We start from the raw sequence: 15,532 nt of genomic DNA, 5'->3' as shown, positions 1-15,532 counted from the left end.
AATGGGTCGATTGGGACAAAGATTAAATGGATTATATAGCTATAGAAATCTTTTGCAGCAATTAGTTGAACGAGATGTCAAACTGAAATATCGAAGAAGTTTTTTGGGGTATTTGTGGAGTATTTTAAATCCCTTAATGATCATGATGATTATGGTAATTGTTTTTTCCAATATGTTCCGCTTTGATATTCAGGATTATCCGGTTTATCTGATTATTGGTCAGACTGTATTTAATTTCGTATCAGAATCAACCAATCAGGCAATGTGGTCTATCACAGGCAATGCATCACTGCTGAAAAAGACATATGTGCCTAAATATATTTTTACACTTTCTAAAGTCACGAGTTCCTGTGTGAATATGCTGTTTTCATTGGGAGCTATGCTGATTGTCCTGCTTGTATGCAGAGTTCCTTTAAATTGGTATATGCTTTTTATTCCGGTCATTATTTTACAGGTATATGTATTTAGTACAGGAATTGGTTTGTTTTTGTCGCAGGCAACCGTGTTTTTCAGAGATGTTCAGTATATATATGCAGCTTTTATGACGGGATGGATGTATCTGACACCTATTTTTTATCCGATCAATCAGCTTCCGGAAGGAATACGGTGGGGGATTATGACATTTAATCCTCTTTATTCGTATATCACCCAGTTTAGAACGGTTGTATTGATGCAGCAGCTGCCGGAATGGGGGATGATACTGCAGGGGAGTCTGGTTGCCTTGGGCGTTTTGATTGTCGGAACCCTGTGTTTTATGAAAAATCAGGATCGTTTTATACTGTATATTTAACTGCTTGAAATAGGAGAAACCTATATGGATATGAATAACTGTGCTGTAAAAGCGGAACATGTAGTAATTCGCTTTAATATGGCGTCGGAAAAAATCGATAATTTGAAGGAATATTTTATCAAACTTGTAAAGCATGAGCTGATGTTTAAAGAGTTTCTGGCGCTGAACGATGTTTCGTTTGAAGTAAAAAAAGGAGAAGCCTGGGGAATCATTGGAGTCAATGGTTCTGGAAAATCGACCCTTTTAAAAGCAATTTGCGGGATTCTGAAACCGTATAAAGGGAAAATCACTGTCAACGGAAGCATCGCACCGCTGATTGAGCTGGGAGCTGGATTTGATGGGGATCTGACAGCCAGAGAGAATATATTTCTGAACGGTGCTGTATTGGGTCATGATAAGAAATTTATGGAACAGCATTTCGATGAAATTGTTGAGTTTGCAGAACTGCGGGATTTTCTGGATATGCCGATTAAGAACTATTCTTCCGGTATGGCGGCGAGACTTGGATTTGCAATCGCTACGATTGTGAAGCCGGATATTTTGATTTGTGATGAAGTCCTTTCGGTTGGAGATTATGCATTTCAGAAAAAGTGCGAGAAACGGATGAATGAGATGCGGGCAGCAGGAACAACGCTGCTTTATGTTTCACATTCGATTGAATCGGTTCAAAAGATTTGTGATCATGCGCTGTGGCTTCAAAAAGGCATAGTGAAAGGCGCAGGAAATGTGGATGAGATAGCGAAACAATACATGGACAGTTTGGCATAAAGATAAGAGGAATAGAGAAAAATTCAATGAGTAATATAAAAATTCTCATAGCGTGTCATAAAGATACGGCCCTGCTGGACAGTAAAATTTTGATTCCAATCCAGGTGGGGGCATCTGGATCAGCAAGACGATTTGAACAAATGCTTTCAGATGATACAGGGGATCAGATATCTGCGAAAAATCCAATGTATTGTGAATTGACAGCGCAGTACTGGGCCTGGAAAAATCTGGAGGCAGACTATTACGGATTTTTTCATTATCGCAGATACTTAAGTTTTTCAGAACAAAAATATCGGGAAGATCGTTGGGGAAATGTGCGGGAAGATACATTCTCTGATGCAATAAAAGAAAAATATGGGCTCTCGGATAAACAGATAGAGAAAGTGGTTACTTCCTATGATTTGATCATATCAGAAGAGAAAAACGTAGCATCCATGCCTGGAAAGGCGACGAATGTCTATGAACAGTATCAATACGGGGATTCTCTTCATATAGAAGACCTGGACTGCATCGTTTCGATTGTACAGGAAAAACATCCGGAATATGTACAAGATCTGAAAGAATATCTGAACGGAAAATATACTTGTTTTTGCAATATGTATATCATGAAAAAGGAGTTATTTCATGAATATATGGAGTGGCTGTTTGATATCTTGTCAGAATTTGAAAAACGCTCCAATCTGCACGATTATTCCATAGAAGGCCGAAGAACACCAGGGCATCTGGGAGAACGCCTTTTGACGCTTTACTATCTGCATCTTAAGAGAACCCGACAAATAAAAATAAAAAGTTTACAAACAGTTATCCTGTTTCATACAGAGCCTGCCTTGCAGGGAAATGTATCTCCAGCGTTCGAGAAAAATAATATTGCAATCGCAGCTGCCTGCAACGAAAAATTTGTTCCATATATGGCAGTCCTCCTGCAAAGTATTTGCGAACAGGCGGAGCAGAAAAATAATTATGACATCCTTGTACTGACACAAGATATATCGGAAAAAAGTAAAAAAATTCTTTCACTCATAATAGGGGATAAAGGTAATTTTAAAATCCGCTATCTCAATCCGACGCCGTATATACAGGGATGTTCTTTTTATATCAGAGGGCATTTTAGTATAGAAACCTATTTCAGACTGGTTCTTCCGGAGTTGCTGCCAGATTATAAAAAAATTTTGTATCTTGATTCGGACATGGTTGTACTGGACGATGTTGCAAAATTGTATAACGAATCAATTGACGGCTATCTGCTGGGAGCGTGTTACGATGCAGATACAGCCGGGCTCTATAACGGTTATGAGCCAAATAAAAAAGCATACATGGATCAGGTGCTGCAATTAAAACATCCTTATCAGTATTTTCAGGCCGGAACGTTGCTAATAAACCTGGAAACGTTTCGGGCAACCTATACGGTAGAGAAAAAGCTTCAATATGCAGCATCCAGGAAATTTCAGCTCTTGGATCAGGATATCTTGAACAAACTCTGCGAGGGCAGAGTCCGCTATATAGATATGTCCTGGAACATGATGGTCGATTATGCCGGAATACGAAAAGAGCAGATTATAACAAAAGCGCCGGCATGGTTAAATGAAATGTATCTGGAAGCCAGAAAACATCCGAAAATCATTCATTATGCAGGCTCAGAAAAACCATGGAAGCATCCAGAGATGGATTTTGGAAGTGTATTTTGGCAGTATGCCAGACGCACACCGTATTATGAAACACTTCTTAGAGATATGACGCTTGCTTCGATTCAGGAAAAAGAAGAAAAGCGGAAGTGGAGCAGAAAAATTCTGGGAGGTATCCAGTGCGTCAGAGATCATGGGATTGGGTATACGTTGTGGTATTTGAAAAAAAGTGGAGGTCGTAAATGAAAGTATTATCGATATCAATTGCAGCTTATAATGTTGAATCTACGTTAAAAGAATGTTTAGATCCTTTTTTAAAATCTACAGTATTGGATGAATTGGATATTATGATTGTAGATGATGGTTCGGGTGATCATACGACAGCTATTGCACAAGAATATCAAGAATTGTATCCGGATACTTTTCGATTAATAAAGAAGAAAAACGGGGGATGGGGTTCTACTGTAAATAGTGGTATCAAAGAAGCAAGAGGAGTGTATTTTAAACAATTAGATGGTGATGATTATTATGAGCCAGAAGCTTTAAATAAATTTATCCAATATTTAAAAAGTGAGCCTAGTGATTTAGTTATTTCTCCATATATTACATATGATAGTGAGACGGGAAAAATTATTACAACAGAAGATTGTAATCCTGGTTGTGACTTATTGAAAAAATATCTGATAAAAGATATTCCTGAATTTGCTCCATTTATGCACAGTCTTTCAATAAAAACAAAATTACTTCAAAAAGGAGGAGTAAAAGTAACAGAACATTGCTTTTACACAGATACAGAATTTGTTTTGAAAGCATGTAATCAGGCTGATTCGATATCATTTTTTGATAAACCAATTTATTACTATCGCCGTGCAGCTGTGGGACAGAGTATGAGCCTTAGTGGTTTTGAGAAACATTATATGGAACAGTATAAAGTAATAGAGGTTTCGTTGGATTATTTACAGAAGAATGTTTCACGGCCGGAGATTAAGAAAATTTATGACAAATTATTATTAGGAACATGCTTTTGGCAATATTTAATTATGTTTTACATATCGGTTAGTAAAGAACATAAAAATAATTTGATTAAATATGATCTTATGTTAAAAGAAAAAGCACCGTTTTATTACAATCAAATTCATTTTAAAGAATTGGATATTTTGAGAAAGACACATTTTTGGGGATATTCAATTTTAGCGTCGTATAAAAAGAAAAAGGATAATCGATTCACAAAAGATGGAAAGTTGACAAATTAAGATGAAAGAAAATCAACCCCTTATTAGTGCTATTATGCCAATATATAAGACACCAGAACCCTTTTTAAGAAGTTCGATTGAAAGTGTACTGGGACAGACTTTAAAAGATTTTGAATTAATTTTGGTAGAAGATGGATCACCAGATAATTGCGGAGAGATATGTGATGAATATAGGCTGAGAGATGAACGGGTAAAAGTAATTCATCAAAAAAACTCAGGAGTTAGTGCGGCAAGAAATACTGGATTAGCTCAAGTTCAAGGAAAATATTTAACATTTATTGATTCGGATGATAGATTAGTTTCAAATGCATGGGAAATAGCCTTAAAAAAAATACAAAAGTCGGAAGCTGATTGTATTGTGTTTGGATGGAAAGATTTTACAGCCGAAGGAGAAATAACGGATCATCAAGTGACAAATAAGGATATAACATTGGATGCTTCTGAAATGGCATTTCAAATAGCATCGGATAATTTTTTGTGTGGTGGAGGGTATCCATGGAATAAAATATGGAATGCAGAAAAAATAAGAAGAGAATATGGAAACATTGTAAAATTTACAGATAGAGTTTATACATACGAAGACAAATTGTGGATTATTGAAGTGCTTGAAAAAATGGATCGAATTATCTTGATACCGGATGTGTTATATGAATACCGGTACCTTCCGTCCAGTTTAACACAAAGTCCTGAAAAATGGGAGAAACGTCAATTTAATGCATATGATGCATATGATATTATATTGGACAAACTGCGAGGAAAGAATGAAAAGGCATATAGAGGTGCTTTAAAGTTTTATTTTGGTTTTAATTTTACTGATTTGCGAAATATGTATCCATATCGAAAAGATGATATTGAGAGATTTAAAAAAACAAAAAGAAGGTTATGGAAGTTAAGCAAGAGAATAAAAATGGGAGAATTGCCTAATTTTAAGTACAATTTAGCATGGCTGTATTTTTTGCTTTTAGGATGGTTGTAAAAGCGGATAGTATTAGAAAGAGAGTGAACTATGGTTGAATATAAAAACGAGGAAAATTTTTTATTAAAAGAAATAGAAGATTCTGATAAGTTTTGTACAGGATGTGCGGCATGTGATAACGTATGTCCTGTTGGGGCAATTGAGATGATACCTGGTGAACTCGGTTTTGTAAGTCCATTCATTAATAATACATTATGCATCCAATGTGATATGTGCAGAAAAGCTTGTCCGGTACTGAACTTACCGGAGAAAGAAGATAAGATTCTTAAATGCTATGCTGTACAAGCAAATGATGAAGTAAGAAAAAAGAGTTCTTCAGGAGGTGCATTTACTCTTTTTGCGGAGGAAATTTTAAGATGTGGTGGTGCTGTTGTTGGAGCAGCGATGGGAGATGATTGTAAAGTATCCCATATAGAAATAGAAAGTATAAAAGAATTAGGACGATTGAGAAAATCTAAGTATGTTCAAAGCGATATAGGAAAAGTTTATAGACAAGTTAAAAAACTAAGAGCAGAGAATAGGTTGGTGTTATTTAGTGGCACACCCTGCCAGGCTGCGGCTTTGAAAAATGTGTTAGATAAAGATGAGGGTGAAGGAGTTTTTATAATAGACACGTTGTGCCATGGAGTTCCATCATATCAAATGCTTCGGGATTATATTGATGCTTCTCAAAAAAAAGAAGTTGAATCAGTAGAATTTAGAACGAAAGAAAAAGGGTGGAGAAATAGTTCTAGGAATATGTTCTTGAATTATAAAGATAATACAAGAATAATGGAAAAATATGAACTGAATGAGTATGAGCAAGGATTTCACAGTGAATTGATATTAAGAAATTGTTGCTATGAGTGTCAGTTTGCAGAATTACCACATGTGTCTGATATTACGTTAGGAGATTATTGGGGAATACGAGAACGAGATGCGATGCTCGATGATGATGGTGGAACCAGTGCAGTTATCATTAATAGTTTAAAAGGTTATCAATTGTTTGAAAAAATATTAAAAAATATTTCTTTGTATCGTGAAACACCGGTTGAATGGCTTGTTGATAACCGAATTCATGATGAAATAAAAGGAAATATTAGTAGAAGATATTTTGAGCATCTATATAAGAAAGGCGATTTTATTAATGCTGTCAAATGTGCGCTTGCACATAAATACCAAATAGGAATCGTGGGTCCTTGGATGAATATAAACTGTGGAGGTGCATTGACTTATTATGCACTTTACAGGACATTGGTTAATATGGGATATTTTCCAGTTATGTTATCGCAACCGAAAGGAAGTGAATGGGATCCGACGTACAAATATTGTAGATATAAAGAAATACCATATCCGGAATATGCTATTTTACCTGCGAAGAATGGATATCCTGGACAAAGAGAATTTAATAATTATTGTGACACTTTCATTGTGGGTTCGGATCAATTATTTACTGGAGAAATGTTTCAGCTTCTGGATGGGTATGCAGACTTAGAATGGGTAAATAATAATAAAAGAAAAATTGCTTATGCAGCCTCATTTGCAAAAGACCATTTTTCTGGAAGTCAGGAACAGAAAGAAAGACTTTCTTATTTTTTGCAAAAGTTTGATTGTTTTTCTGTGAGAGAAAAAACAGGGATAAAATTAGCAAAAGAGGAATTTGGTGTATCAGCTGAGTGGGTTTTGGATCCGGTCTTTTTATGTGATAAAAAGAGCTGGGAGGATTTGCTTGAAAAAGGAAAAGAAAGATTAAATAAGAATCCGTCTATTTTTGGATATATTCTTGATCCGAATGATGAGAAAGAAAAGTTGATGCATTTGGCTGAAAAAATATTAAATTTAAAAAGTTATGCAGCTTCAGATGTATGGAACGAGGAAGATACATTAAAATGGATGTGGAATATACCAACATTAAGCAATTTAGGAAATGAAGAGTTGCTGGCGCATATAAAAAATTGTGAATTTGTAATGACGGATTCATTCCATGGAGTTTGCTTTGCAATTATTTTTAATAAACCATTTGCGGTATATATAAATAAAGACAGAGGAGCCAGTCGTTTCTATTCGTTATTAAAATTATTGCATTTAGAAGAGCGGATTATAGATTCAGAAGAGAAACTAGAAGTACTTTTGCTAAAAAATAAAGAGATTTCTTATGAAAATGTAAATGTTTTACTTGAAAAAGAGAAAGAACGGTGCATAAGCTGGTTAAAAAATGCAATAGAGAATCCGATTCCAAAACGCGAAGTTTCAGATTATGATATGGCATGTACTTATAGCGATCGATTAGAGAAAATGCAAAAAAAACGTAGGAAGTTTGAGTATGACAGTTTAAACGGAAGGATCGATTGGCTGATAGGACATGTGGACAATGATTTAATGGTGACGGATCAAAAACAATGGGAGCAATTAGAAGATCATAGATTGCGATTGGATGGATTGGATTCATATATAAAACGCTTAGAAGAAAATTTGATGGAAACAAACAAAAAACAGTGGGAGCAACTAGAAGATCATAGGCTTCGATTGGATGGATTGAATTCATATATAAAGTACTTAGAAGAGAAACAGCAAGAATATTTAAAAAGAATAGAACAATATGAGATTGAATCTTCGTGGAGTTATAAAATTGGGAAGATGATTACATTTTTTCCGAGAATAATTATGAAGAAAATAATATGTAGAAGGAGGAATAAATAAGTGTGAACTTATTGAAAATGATGAGATGAAAGAAAAATATAAATATTATATTGATGTTTTAAATGTTATCTCTTGTTTGTCTGTGGTTATTCTTCATACTAATAATGCATTTTGGAAATTTAGTTATGAATCATACTGGATTTCTGCCAATTTTATTGAGTGTATTTTTTACTTTGCTGTTCCAGTGTTTTTTATGATTACTGGTGTTACTACAATTGATTACAGAGAAAAATATGGAACAAGAGTGTTTCTCAAAAAAAGAATACAAAAATCTTTAATTCCTTTTGTTTTGTGGAGCATGATTGCTACTTTGTATTTTGCGATATTTAAAAGAATGGAGCAAGATACATCTTCTGTTGTTGCAATAATAGATGGTATAATAAACACAAAATATGTATCAATATATTGGTTTTTTATTGGACTTTTTTCACTTTATTTAGTTATTCCTGTAATATCATTAATACCGAAAGAAAAAAGGATAAAATGTTTTTTTTATATTATTGTGACATCTTTTATGTTTAATTATTGGATTCCTTTTATGTCGAGTGTATTTCCTGGAAAGATTACATATAATGGAGCTTTGAAAAATTATTTTGGTGATCAGTATATTTTTTACGCGTTGTGTGGATATTTAATTGATAATGTGGCTATAGAAAAAAGATGGAGATATTGTATTTATGGAGCAGGTTTTGCTGGGCTGATTATACATATTTTTGGAACCTGGTATTTATCATATAGAGATGGATATATTAATGGAATGTTTAAAGGTTATATGAACGTTCCGTGTATTGTGTATTCAATTGCAATATTTTTGCTTATAAAATCATTTATTGAAAAACGAAAATATTTTTATAAAAAGATAATTTCTTTTTATAATGGATCGACTTTTGGTGTTTATTTAATGCATTGGTATTTTATAGATTTGTTTTTATACCTCACGAAAAAAAGTATTATGAAAACTTTGTATATAGATTATTTGGTGGAATAATACTTTTCTTAACGGTGGGGATTGTTGTTAAATTAATGCAAAAAAACAAAATATGCAGAAAATATTTTCTGCCATAAAAGGAGCTCCTGTATAATAAAAAGCGTAGGCGTTGAAAATTGAAAATACCTCAGAGTACAATAAGACTACTGACTGGCAGGTTAGTAAAAATCTTATTATACAGAGAGGTATCTACAATGAAGTCTAACACACAGAACGCAAAAATTGAAGCTATTACAGAAAAAACTTTGGTACTCGGAATTGATGTCGGAAGTGAAATGCACTATGCCAGAGCTTTTGATTACAGAGGAATCGAGTATTCGAAGAAGCCATTTAAGTTTAGCAACACAGAGGCTGGATTTGTGACATTTAAGGAATGGATCCTGGACCTCAAAGAAAGACATGAGAAGGATAAGGTGATTCCAGGTATGGAACCGACCGGGCATTACTGGTTCAATCTTGGAAAGTTTCTACAGGATAATGAAATGAAACCGGTGCTTGTAAATCCTCACCATGTGAAAAAATCAAAAGAACTCGACGACAATAATCCGACTAAAAACGACCGTAAGGATCCGAAAGTTATAGCAGGATTAGTTAGGGAGGGACGTTACATGATCCCATATCTGCCGGATGGTGTTTATGCTGATCTTAGAACAGCATCAAACATAAGATTCCAGTTACAGGCGGAACTTACAAGAATTCAAAACAGAATCAGTCGTTGGTTCAATATATATTTTCCTGAATATAAGACGGTATACGGAAAGCCGGATGCCAAGAGCGGAATGCTAATCCTTAAAGCAGCACCACTCCCTGAAGATATCCTGACGTTAGGTATCGATGGAGTGAACCAAATCTGGCGTGATGAGAAGTTAAGAGCAGTTGGAAAGGCGAGGGCGAAGACCCTGATAGAAGCTGCTGAGCACAGCGTTGGAAGCAAAGAAGGTGCGGTGTCTGCAAGAATGGAAATTCGAATGCTTCTGGAGGACTATGAATCCAGAAATACGCGTCTACAGGAAGTTATGGTTCTAATTGAAGAACTGATAAGAAAGATTCCGATGGCTGAAAAGCTGTTAGAGATCAAAGGTGTGGGAATCAGGACAGTGTCAGGATTCCTTGCAGAAGTAGGTGATATCAGCCGCTTCAACAATCCGAAGGAACTGCAGAAACTTGCAGGATTTCCGTTGATTTTCTTCTTAGCGGCGTCTTTGTACATCTTACCGGAAGCATTGAACCAGTACCAACCTTCGTCATCACAGATGTCATTTTCACTGCAACCAGGAACTGTTTTCTGTACATCCTCATCAGTATCTAACATACCGGATTTCTCAAGCCACAGCCACTTATTCTCTGTTCTTGCGCCATCCATCTCTTCACCGAAGTAGTAAATAGCTCCTTGCCAATCCTGCCAACCATACAGCATCTCACCATCTTCGTTGAAAAGGTATGTCTTACCATTGATCTTCTTATCCTGATCAGCAACTTTTTTACCCTTGTTGTTGAAATAGTACCAATGCTTACCATCGGAATCCGGATCATCCTGATCATCATCAGACATAGTATACTTCCAAGCGTTTGTCAGCATAGCGCCATCTTCGCCTACATAGTAGTCATCGTCTACCCATGTGTTGGTCTCCATATCTCCCTCATCATCGAGGTGGAACCATTTACCGCCATCTTTTTTCCACTCGCCTGTTACCATCTCATCATCGCTATCATAGTAGTGCCAAACACCAGCGTCATCTTTCTGCCAACCAGCTGCGAAAGAAGTCATGGAAGCACCCATAGCGAGTAAAGCTGCTGCAGAAAGTACTGCAACTAATTTAGTCTGCTTTCTCATAATTAATGCACTCTCCTTTTTACTTTTTGAAATATTTTTCTCGAAATCCTAACTGCATTACCAGGTCATTATACTTCGGATATGGAAAAGTATCGGGAGGTGTTTTCATGTATCGAAAAATTACAATATTTTTAGAATACTGGAAAAACAGTAAACATCGCAAACCATTGATATTGCAGGGGGCCAGACAGGTAGGCAAAACCTATTCTGTTCTCGAATTTGGACGTACCCATTACGAAAATACTGTTTACTTTAATTTTGATACAAATCCAAAGCTTAAGCAGACATTTGATGAAGACATTAGTCCTGAATACTTGGTTCCGATTCTTTCTCATATATCCAGTCAGACGATTGTCCGCGAAACAACATTAATTGTATTTGATGAAAACAAGAAAATCGTGCCTCTGTATGCTGCTTTTTGTATATAAAATACTTTTTACAAAGATAACCAGAAATTTTATGTATTCTTCACAAAAGGAACACATCTTTGCGTTACACTAAAGCCATCAATTTTAAGGAGGCAATCGAGTATGACAGCTAATACAAAAACAACCTGGAGTGTCTGGGGAATCCTTTTTGGCATGGCGATTGTGCTGGGAATCGGAGTGGCATTTTTAGCATTTACTTTAACCAGAGATCCACAGATTCTGGCATTTTTATATGATAAAATCACAGTTCCGCAGAGCCTGCACTTCATTACCAATTTTAAATGGATTTTTAACCTGCTGGTTGTCTGCGTAACAGCAATTCCGGCCGCAGCCGTACTTTATGTAAGCGAGCGGGGATTCAGCCGCTGCGTGCAGCCAAAAGAAAAATAAAGACAGATAAACAAGAAGTGATATATGCTCTAAGTGACTTCTTAATCATGATATTTGTCATGGTTAGTGAAGAAATCACTTAGAGCATTTTTGTTTCAAGACGAACTTGAGATTGAGATCGCGGAACTGGAAAAGGCTGTTACCGGCTACGAGCAGAGCCAGAAATCAGCAGAGAAATTTATAGCCTTGATTGACAAGTATGAGAATTTTGACACGCTGACAAACACCATCCACAAGCAGCCAGTCGGGAGAATATGACATTCCCGATGACCTGCCCAATCGCCGGACAGGTCATGGTCGCGGTTCTTATCCGGCAGCGGCTCGCCCATTGCCAGCAATGCTACGACCTGCTCCAGCAGCTCGATCTTCATGCCACGCTTTATGGCTCGTTTGTAGTCTTTTTTGAAACCGGTCGTGTATTTAACGGTATATTTGGTTTCTTTCATCTTTTCAGGTCAGCAAAGCTGAATCGGAATCCGAGCTTCCAGTTTGCACGTTTAAGTTCTGATTTAGCTAATCGCTTACTCTCCTGTATAATAAACATTTTTTCCAGAACCATTTATATGCAATTTTCCGGCACTGGATAATTCCTTTAAGATCCTATACGCTTTTGTTGTACCTATATTTAAAAGCGCTTCGGTTTCTTTTCTTGTTATTTTTTTATGCTCTGCTACATATGAGAGAATTTCAGCTTTTTCAGAAGATAGCGGCTGTCGGTAAACTGCTACCAGACGTTTCCTTGGTTTTGACAGCTTTTGTATTCCTTCGTTTCTATTTGGAAGTGTAACACGGAAAACACCTTTTGCTGTTTCAAAAAAAGGCTTTTTTTCGTTATCTCCATAGGCTCGTTGAATTTTTCCAATTCCTGTACCATAACTTTCTATTAACATCATGCGATAAAAAATAGCTGCTAAATTAGGATTCCTTGGCTGCGATACACCCAGAAAAATAGAATTTAATTCCAGTCCGGAAACCAATCCTCCCAATGAGACAATTTCTATACGATCGTCATAAATATTTATAAGATTACTTCCGCTAAACGAATAATCTCGATGAACAATACTATTTAAAAGAGATTCTCTGATTGCCTCTTCTGGGTAATCTTTTTTATCAATACGGATTAAACCCGAAAAACTGGCTTGCGTTTTATTGTTTAAATCAATAAACTGATAAACGTCTTCCAATTGTTTTAAAATAGAACCAGAAAATTCCTTTCTATCTCTGAAAACCGCTTTATCTGTTCCTTGAAAAAGAGCCACTTTTGTTGTTACTTCACATTGATCCGATAATAGCAATGCAAGATTTGTGTATAAATGATCATCACCTATCAGTTTTAATGTTTGCATCTGTGATCTTCCAAACGCAATTTTTCGTTTGTGCATCTCATTTTCAAAATACTCAAATGTCAAATCCTGATTCATGCTTCGGCTTGTTTCATAGGAACATCTGCCGCTTTGAATGATCATTTCCCGGATGCCCTCATCTGTCATGGGTTGTGAAGAACTTCCTTTTCGAACATATACACCACTGGGCTTTAGACCTTTTTCCCGAATATAATATGGACGATTCGTTCCTGTTGCAATATTAATTTCAACGACCGTTTTTCCGTCAATTTCCACAGTTTTTATATTGACAAAAGGCATAATATCAGGTGCGATAGAATCTTTTAAAGAACCTGCAACCTGAAGCATGATTGCATCTGGATCATCTACGCCAATAATTGCTCCATCTTTTCTAACACCAATCAAAATAGTACCTCCAGAAGCATTTGCAAAGGCAATTACTTCTTTTCGAATCTCAGGTACATATTCTTGCTTAAATTCCACCTCTTGATTCTCAAACGAAAGCATACTATTCACCTTTCTTTCTTTCTTTCTTTCTTTCTTTCTTTCTTTCTTTCTTTCTTTCTTTCTTTCTTTCTTTCTTTCTTCTATTGTATTTGGGAAAGAAAGAAAAGTCAACGAAAAAAAGAAACGAAAAATCGACAAATCCCACCTCCCGATACTTTTCTATATCCGAAGTATAATGACCTGGTAATGCAGTTAGGATTTCGAGAAAAATATTTCAAAAAGTAAAAAGGAGAGTGCATTAATTATGAGAAAGCAGACTAAATTAGTTGCAGTACTTTCTGCAGCAGCTTTACTCGCTATGGGTGCTTCCATGACTTCTTTCGCAGCTGGTTGGGAGAAAGATGACGCTGGTGTTTGGCACTACTATGACAGCGACGATGAGATGGTAACAGGCGAGTGGAAAAAAGACGGTGGTAAGTGGTTCTATCTGGATGATGACGGCAACATGCTGACAGATTCTTGGGTAGACGATGACTACTATGTAGCTGAAGATGGTCATATGCTGACTAACGAGTGGAAGAAGACCGTGTCCGATGACGATCAGGATGATCCGGACGAGGATGGCGAAAGCTGGTACTACTTCGGCAGCAAGGGTAAAAAGACCACTTCTGATGATAAAAAGATCAATGGCAAGACTTACTTCTTCGATGAAGATGGAAAAATGCAGTATGGTTGGTATGCTGATTCTAACAACAACGTATACTACTTAGGCGAAGAGGATGACGGTGCTAGAACCAACTCTTCTTGGCTGTGGTTAGCTGCTCCGGATTCCGAAGATGATGATGAGAAAGATGCAGCAGATGCCGTAAGCCATGATTCTCAGGATGATGATGATCCGTGTGATGAAGAAGGTTGGTACTGGTTCGGTAGCGACGGTAAGATGTACAAAGACGCTAAGCAGAAAAAGATCAACGGTAAATACTACTACTTCAACAATCATGGTCAGATGCTGTATGAGTGGATCAATGGTGTTAAAGCAAACGTGGCTTCCAATGCAAAACTGGATAGCGATTCCATCGAAGCTACCGCTTCTGAAGTACGTTACATGAACGTAGTTGAAGAGGGCTGGAGAGCTGATGGCTGGTATCAGATCGATGGTGCTGATGCACTTAAGGCAGGCGATGATACCGATTGGTATTACTTCAAAGACGGTAAGGCTAAGAAAGCTGATGACGGTGAGAAGAACAATACTGACTTAACTGATGACGGTGCTAAAGTATATACCAAGAAGATCAAGATCAATGGCAAGAACTTCTGCTTCAATGAAATTGGTCAGATGCAGACTGGTTTACAGATGATCGATAAGAAATTCTACTACTTCGACAATGATGGTTATATGAAGACCGGCAAGATTGCTAATGTTGAAGAAGAGGATGATAACTACACCTACTACTTCGAGACCAAGAATGGTAAGAATGGTCAGGGTTATACAGGTGAGAAATCCGGTTACCTTTACTGGAATGGCAAGAGACTGGAAGCAGATGATGATTACAGAATCTATGTTGTAGGCGAGAAATACTATCTGGTAAACAACAAAGGTAAACTTCAGAAATCTACTTCTAAAGAGTATGATGTAGAAAATTTTGGTGATGACGTTAAGTTTACGTTCAGAAACACATACGAGATTGCCTCTTCTACTAAAGATGGTTCTGAGGGCACCTATAAGAACGCCGCTACATTACCGAAGATTGAGCTGTTCGACAATGCAATTTATCAGGATGCACTGGGCGTTACACACTACGAGAATACAGATGCTTACGAGGCAGCACAGAACGCTGTAGCTAATAAATAATCTATATCTCAAATAACATTTAAAGAAGAGCTGTTACACAAACGTGTGGCAGATCTGAATAAAATGAAAAGGGTTGTGCACTTATATGGTGTAACAACCCTTTTTTGTTAGGGTGATTCCCAGGGGACTTTTTCTATCTGTTCAATCTCTTTCTCCACCTTG

Annotated in this window: 11 protein-coding genes and 3 pseudogenes; 11 read left to right on the top strand and 3 right to left on the bottom strand. The window is 36.6% G+C overall.

Features of this window, described 5'->3' with window-relative positions:
• The first annotated feature begins 1 nt into the window (after nucleotide 1).
• The 8 genes and pseudogenes from DW739_RS11305 to DW739_RS11270 form a co-directional block, all read left to right on the top strand.
• Nucleotides 2-790: an ABC transporter permease gene (locus tag DW739_RS11305; RefSeq protein ID WP_107001635.1), complete on the top strand. Its 789-nt coding sequence runs from the start codon at nucleotides 2-4 to the stop codon at nucleotides 788-790.
• A gap of 30 nt (nucleotides 791-820) precedes the next feature.
• Nucleotides 821-1,558, top strand: a complete 738-nt coding sequence (locus DW739_RS11300) for an ABC transporter ATP-binding protein (RefSeq protein ID WP_333490955.1) — start codon at nucleotides 821-823, stop codon at nucleotides 1,556-1,558.
• A 26-nt stretch (nucleotides 1,559-1,584) separates the two neighbouring features.
• A complete protein-coding gene (locus DW739_RS11295; RefSeq protein ID WP_118743077.1) occupies nucleotides 1,585-3,426 on the top strand; it encodes a DUF4422 domain-containing protein in 1,842 nt (613 codons plus the stop codon).
• Nucleotides 3,423-4,433: a glycosyltransferase family A protein gene (locus tag DW739_RS11290; protein WP_118539141.1), complete on the top strand. Its 1,011-nt coding sequence runs from the start codon at nucleotides 3,423-3,425 to the stop codon at nucleotides 4,431-4,433. The genes DW739_RS11295 and DW739_RS11290 overlap by 4 nt, the downstream gene beginning before the upstream one ends.
• A gap of 1 nt (nucleotide 4,434) precedes the next feature.
• Nucleotides 4,435-5,409, top strand: a complete 975-nt coding sequence (locus tag DW739_RS11285; RefSeq protein WP_118539143.1) for a glycosyltransferase family 2 protein — start codon at nucleotides 4,435-4,437, stop codon at nucleotides 5,407-5,409.
• 30 nt (nucleotides 5,410-5,439) lie between these two features.
• Complete coding sequence (locus tag DW739_RS11280; protein ID WP_118743076.1) at nucleotides 5,440-8,088, top strand: polysaccharide pyruvyl transferase family protein; 2,649 nt, start codon at nucleotides 5,440-5,442, stop codon at nucleotides 8,086-8,088.
• A gap of 25 nt (nucleotides 8,089-8,113) precedes the next feature.
• A complete protein-coding gene (locus DW739_RS11275) occupies nucleotides 8,114-9,076 on the top strand; it encodes an acyltransferase family protein (RefSeq protein ID WP_118743075.1) in 963 nt (320 codons plus the stop codon).
• 194 nt (nucleotides 9,077-9,270) lie between these two features.
• Nucleotides 9,271-10,236 (top strand): annotated as a pseudogene (locus DW739_RS11270) (IS110 family transposase); the annotation flags it as partial.
• A gap of 66 nt (nucleotides 10,237-10,302) precedes the next feature.
• Here the strand turns inward: DW739_RS11270 and DW739_RS11265 are convergent.
• Nucleotides 10,303-10,772 (bottom strand): annotated as a pseudogene (locus DW739_RS11265) (glucan-binding protein); the annotation flags it as partial.
• A gap of 245 nt (nucleotides 10,773-11,017) precedes the next feature.
• On the opposite strand from DW739_RS11265, the gene DW739_RS11260 reads away from it, so the two are divergent.
• Together DW739_RS11260 and DW739_RS11255 are read left to right on the top strand one after the other, a co-directional pair.
• Nucleotides 11,018-11,338 carry an AAA family ATPase gene (locus tag DW739_RS11260; protein ID WP_107001446.1) on the top strand — a complete coding sequence of 107 codons (321 nt, stop codon included), beginning with the start codon at nucleotides 11,018-11,020 and terminating at the stop codon, nucleotides 11,336-11,338.
• Nucleotides 11,339-11,440: 102 nt separating this feature from the next.
• On the top strand, nucleotides 11,441-11,728 hold the full coding sequence (locus tag DW739_RS11255) for a hypothetical protein (protein ID WP_107001445.1): 288 nt from the start codon (nucleotides 11,441-11,443) through the stop codon (nucleotides 11,726-11,728).
• Between the two features lie 231 nt (nucleotides 11,729-11,959).
• On the opposite strand, the pseudogene DW739_RS15365 reads toward DW739_RS11255, so the two are convergent.
• Nucleotides 11,960-12,174 (bottom strand): annotated as a pseudogene (locus DW739_RS15365) (type II toxin-antitoxin system YafQ family toxin); the annotation flags it as partial.
• A gap of 75 nt (nucleotides 12,175-12,249) precedes the next feature.
• On the bottom strand, nucleotides 12,250-13,716 hold the full coding sequence (locus tag DW739_RS11245; RefSeq protein ID WP_243023769.1) for an RNA-binding domain-containing protein: 1,467 nt from the start codon (nucleotides 13,714-13,716) through the stop codon (nucleotides 12,250-12,252).
• A 106-nt stretch (nucleotides 13,717-13,822) separates the two neighbouring features.
• Here DW739_RS11245 and DW739_RS11240 point away from each other — a divergent pair, with 106 nt between their 5' ends.
• Nucleotides 13,823-15,370 (top strand): glucan-binding protein, encoded by a 1,548-nt coding sequence (locus DW739_RS11240; protein ID WP_107001444.1) that lies wholly within the window; start codon nucleotides 13,823-13,825, stop codon nucleotides 15,368-15,370.
• Nucleotides 15,371-15,532 lie beyond the last annotated feature (162 nt).

The sequence above is a fragment of the Clostridium sp. AM28-20LB genome (assembly GCF_003480665.1).
In the GTDB taxonomy this organism is placed as follows: domain Bacteria; phylum Bacillota; class Clostridia; order Lachnospirales; family Lachnospiraceae; genus Otoolea; species Otoolea fessa.
This window is presented reverse-complemented; position numbering and strand designations above follow the sequence as displayed.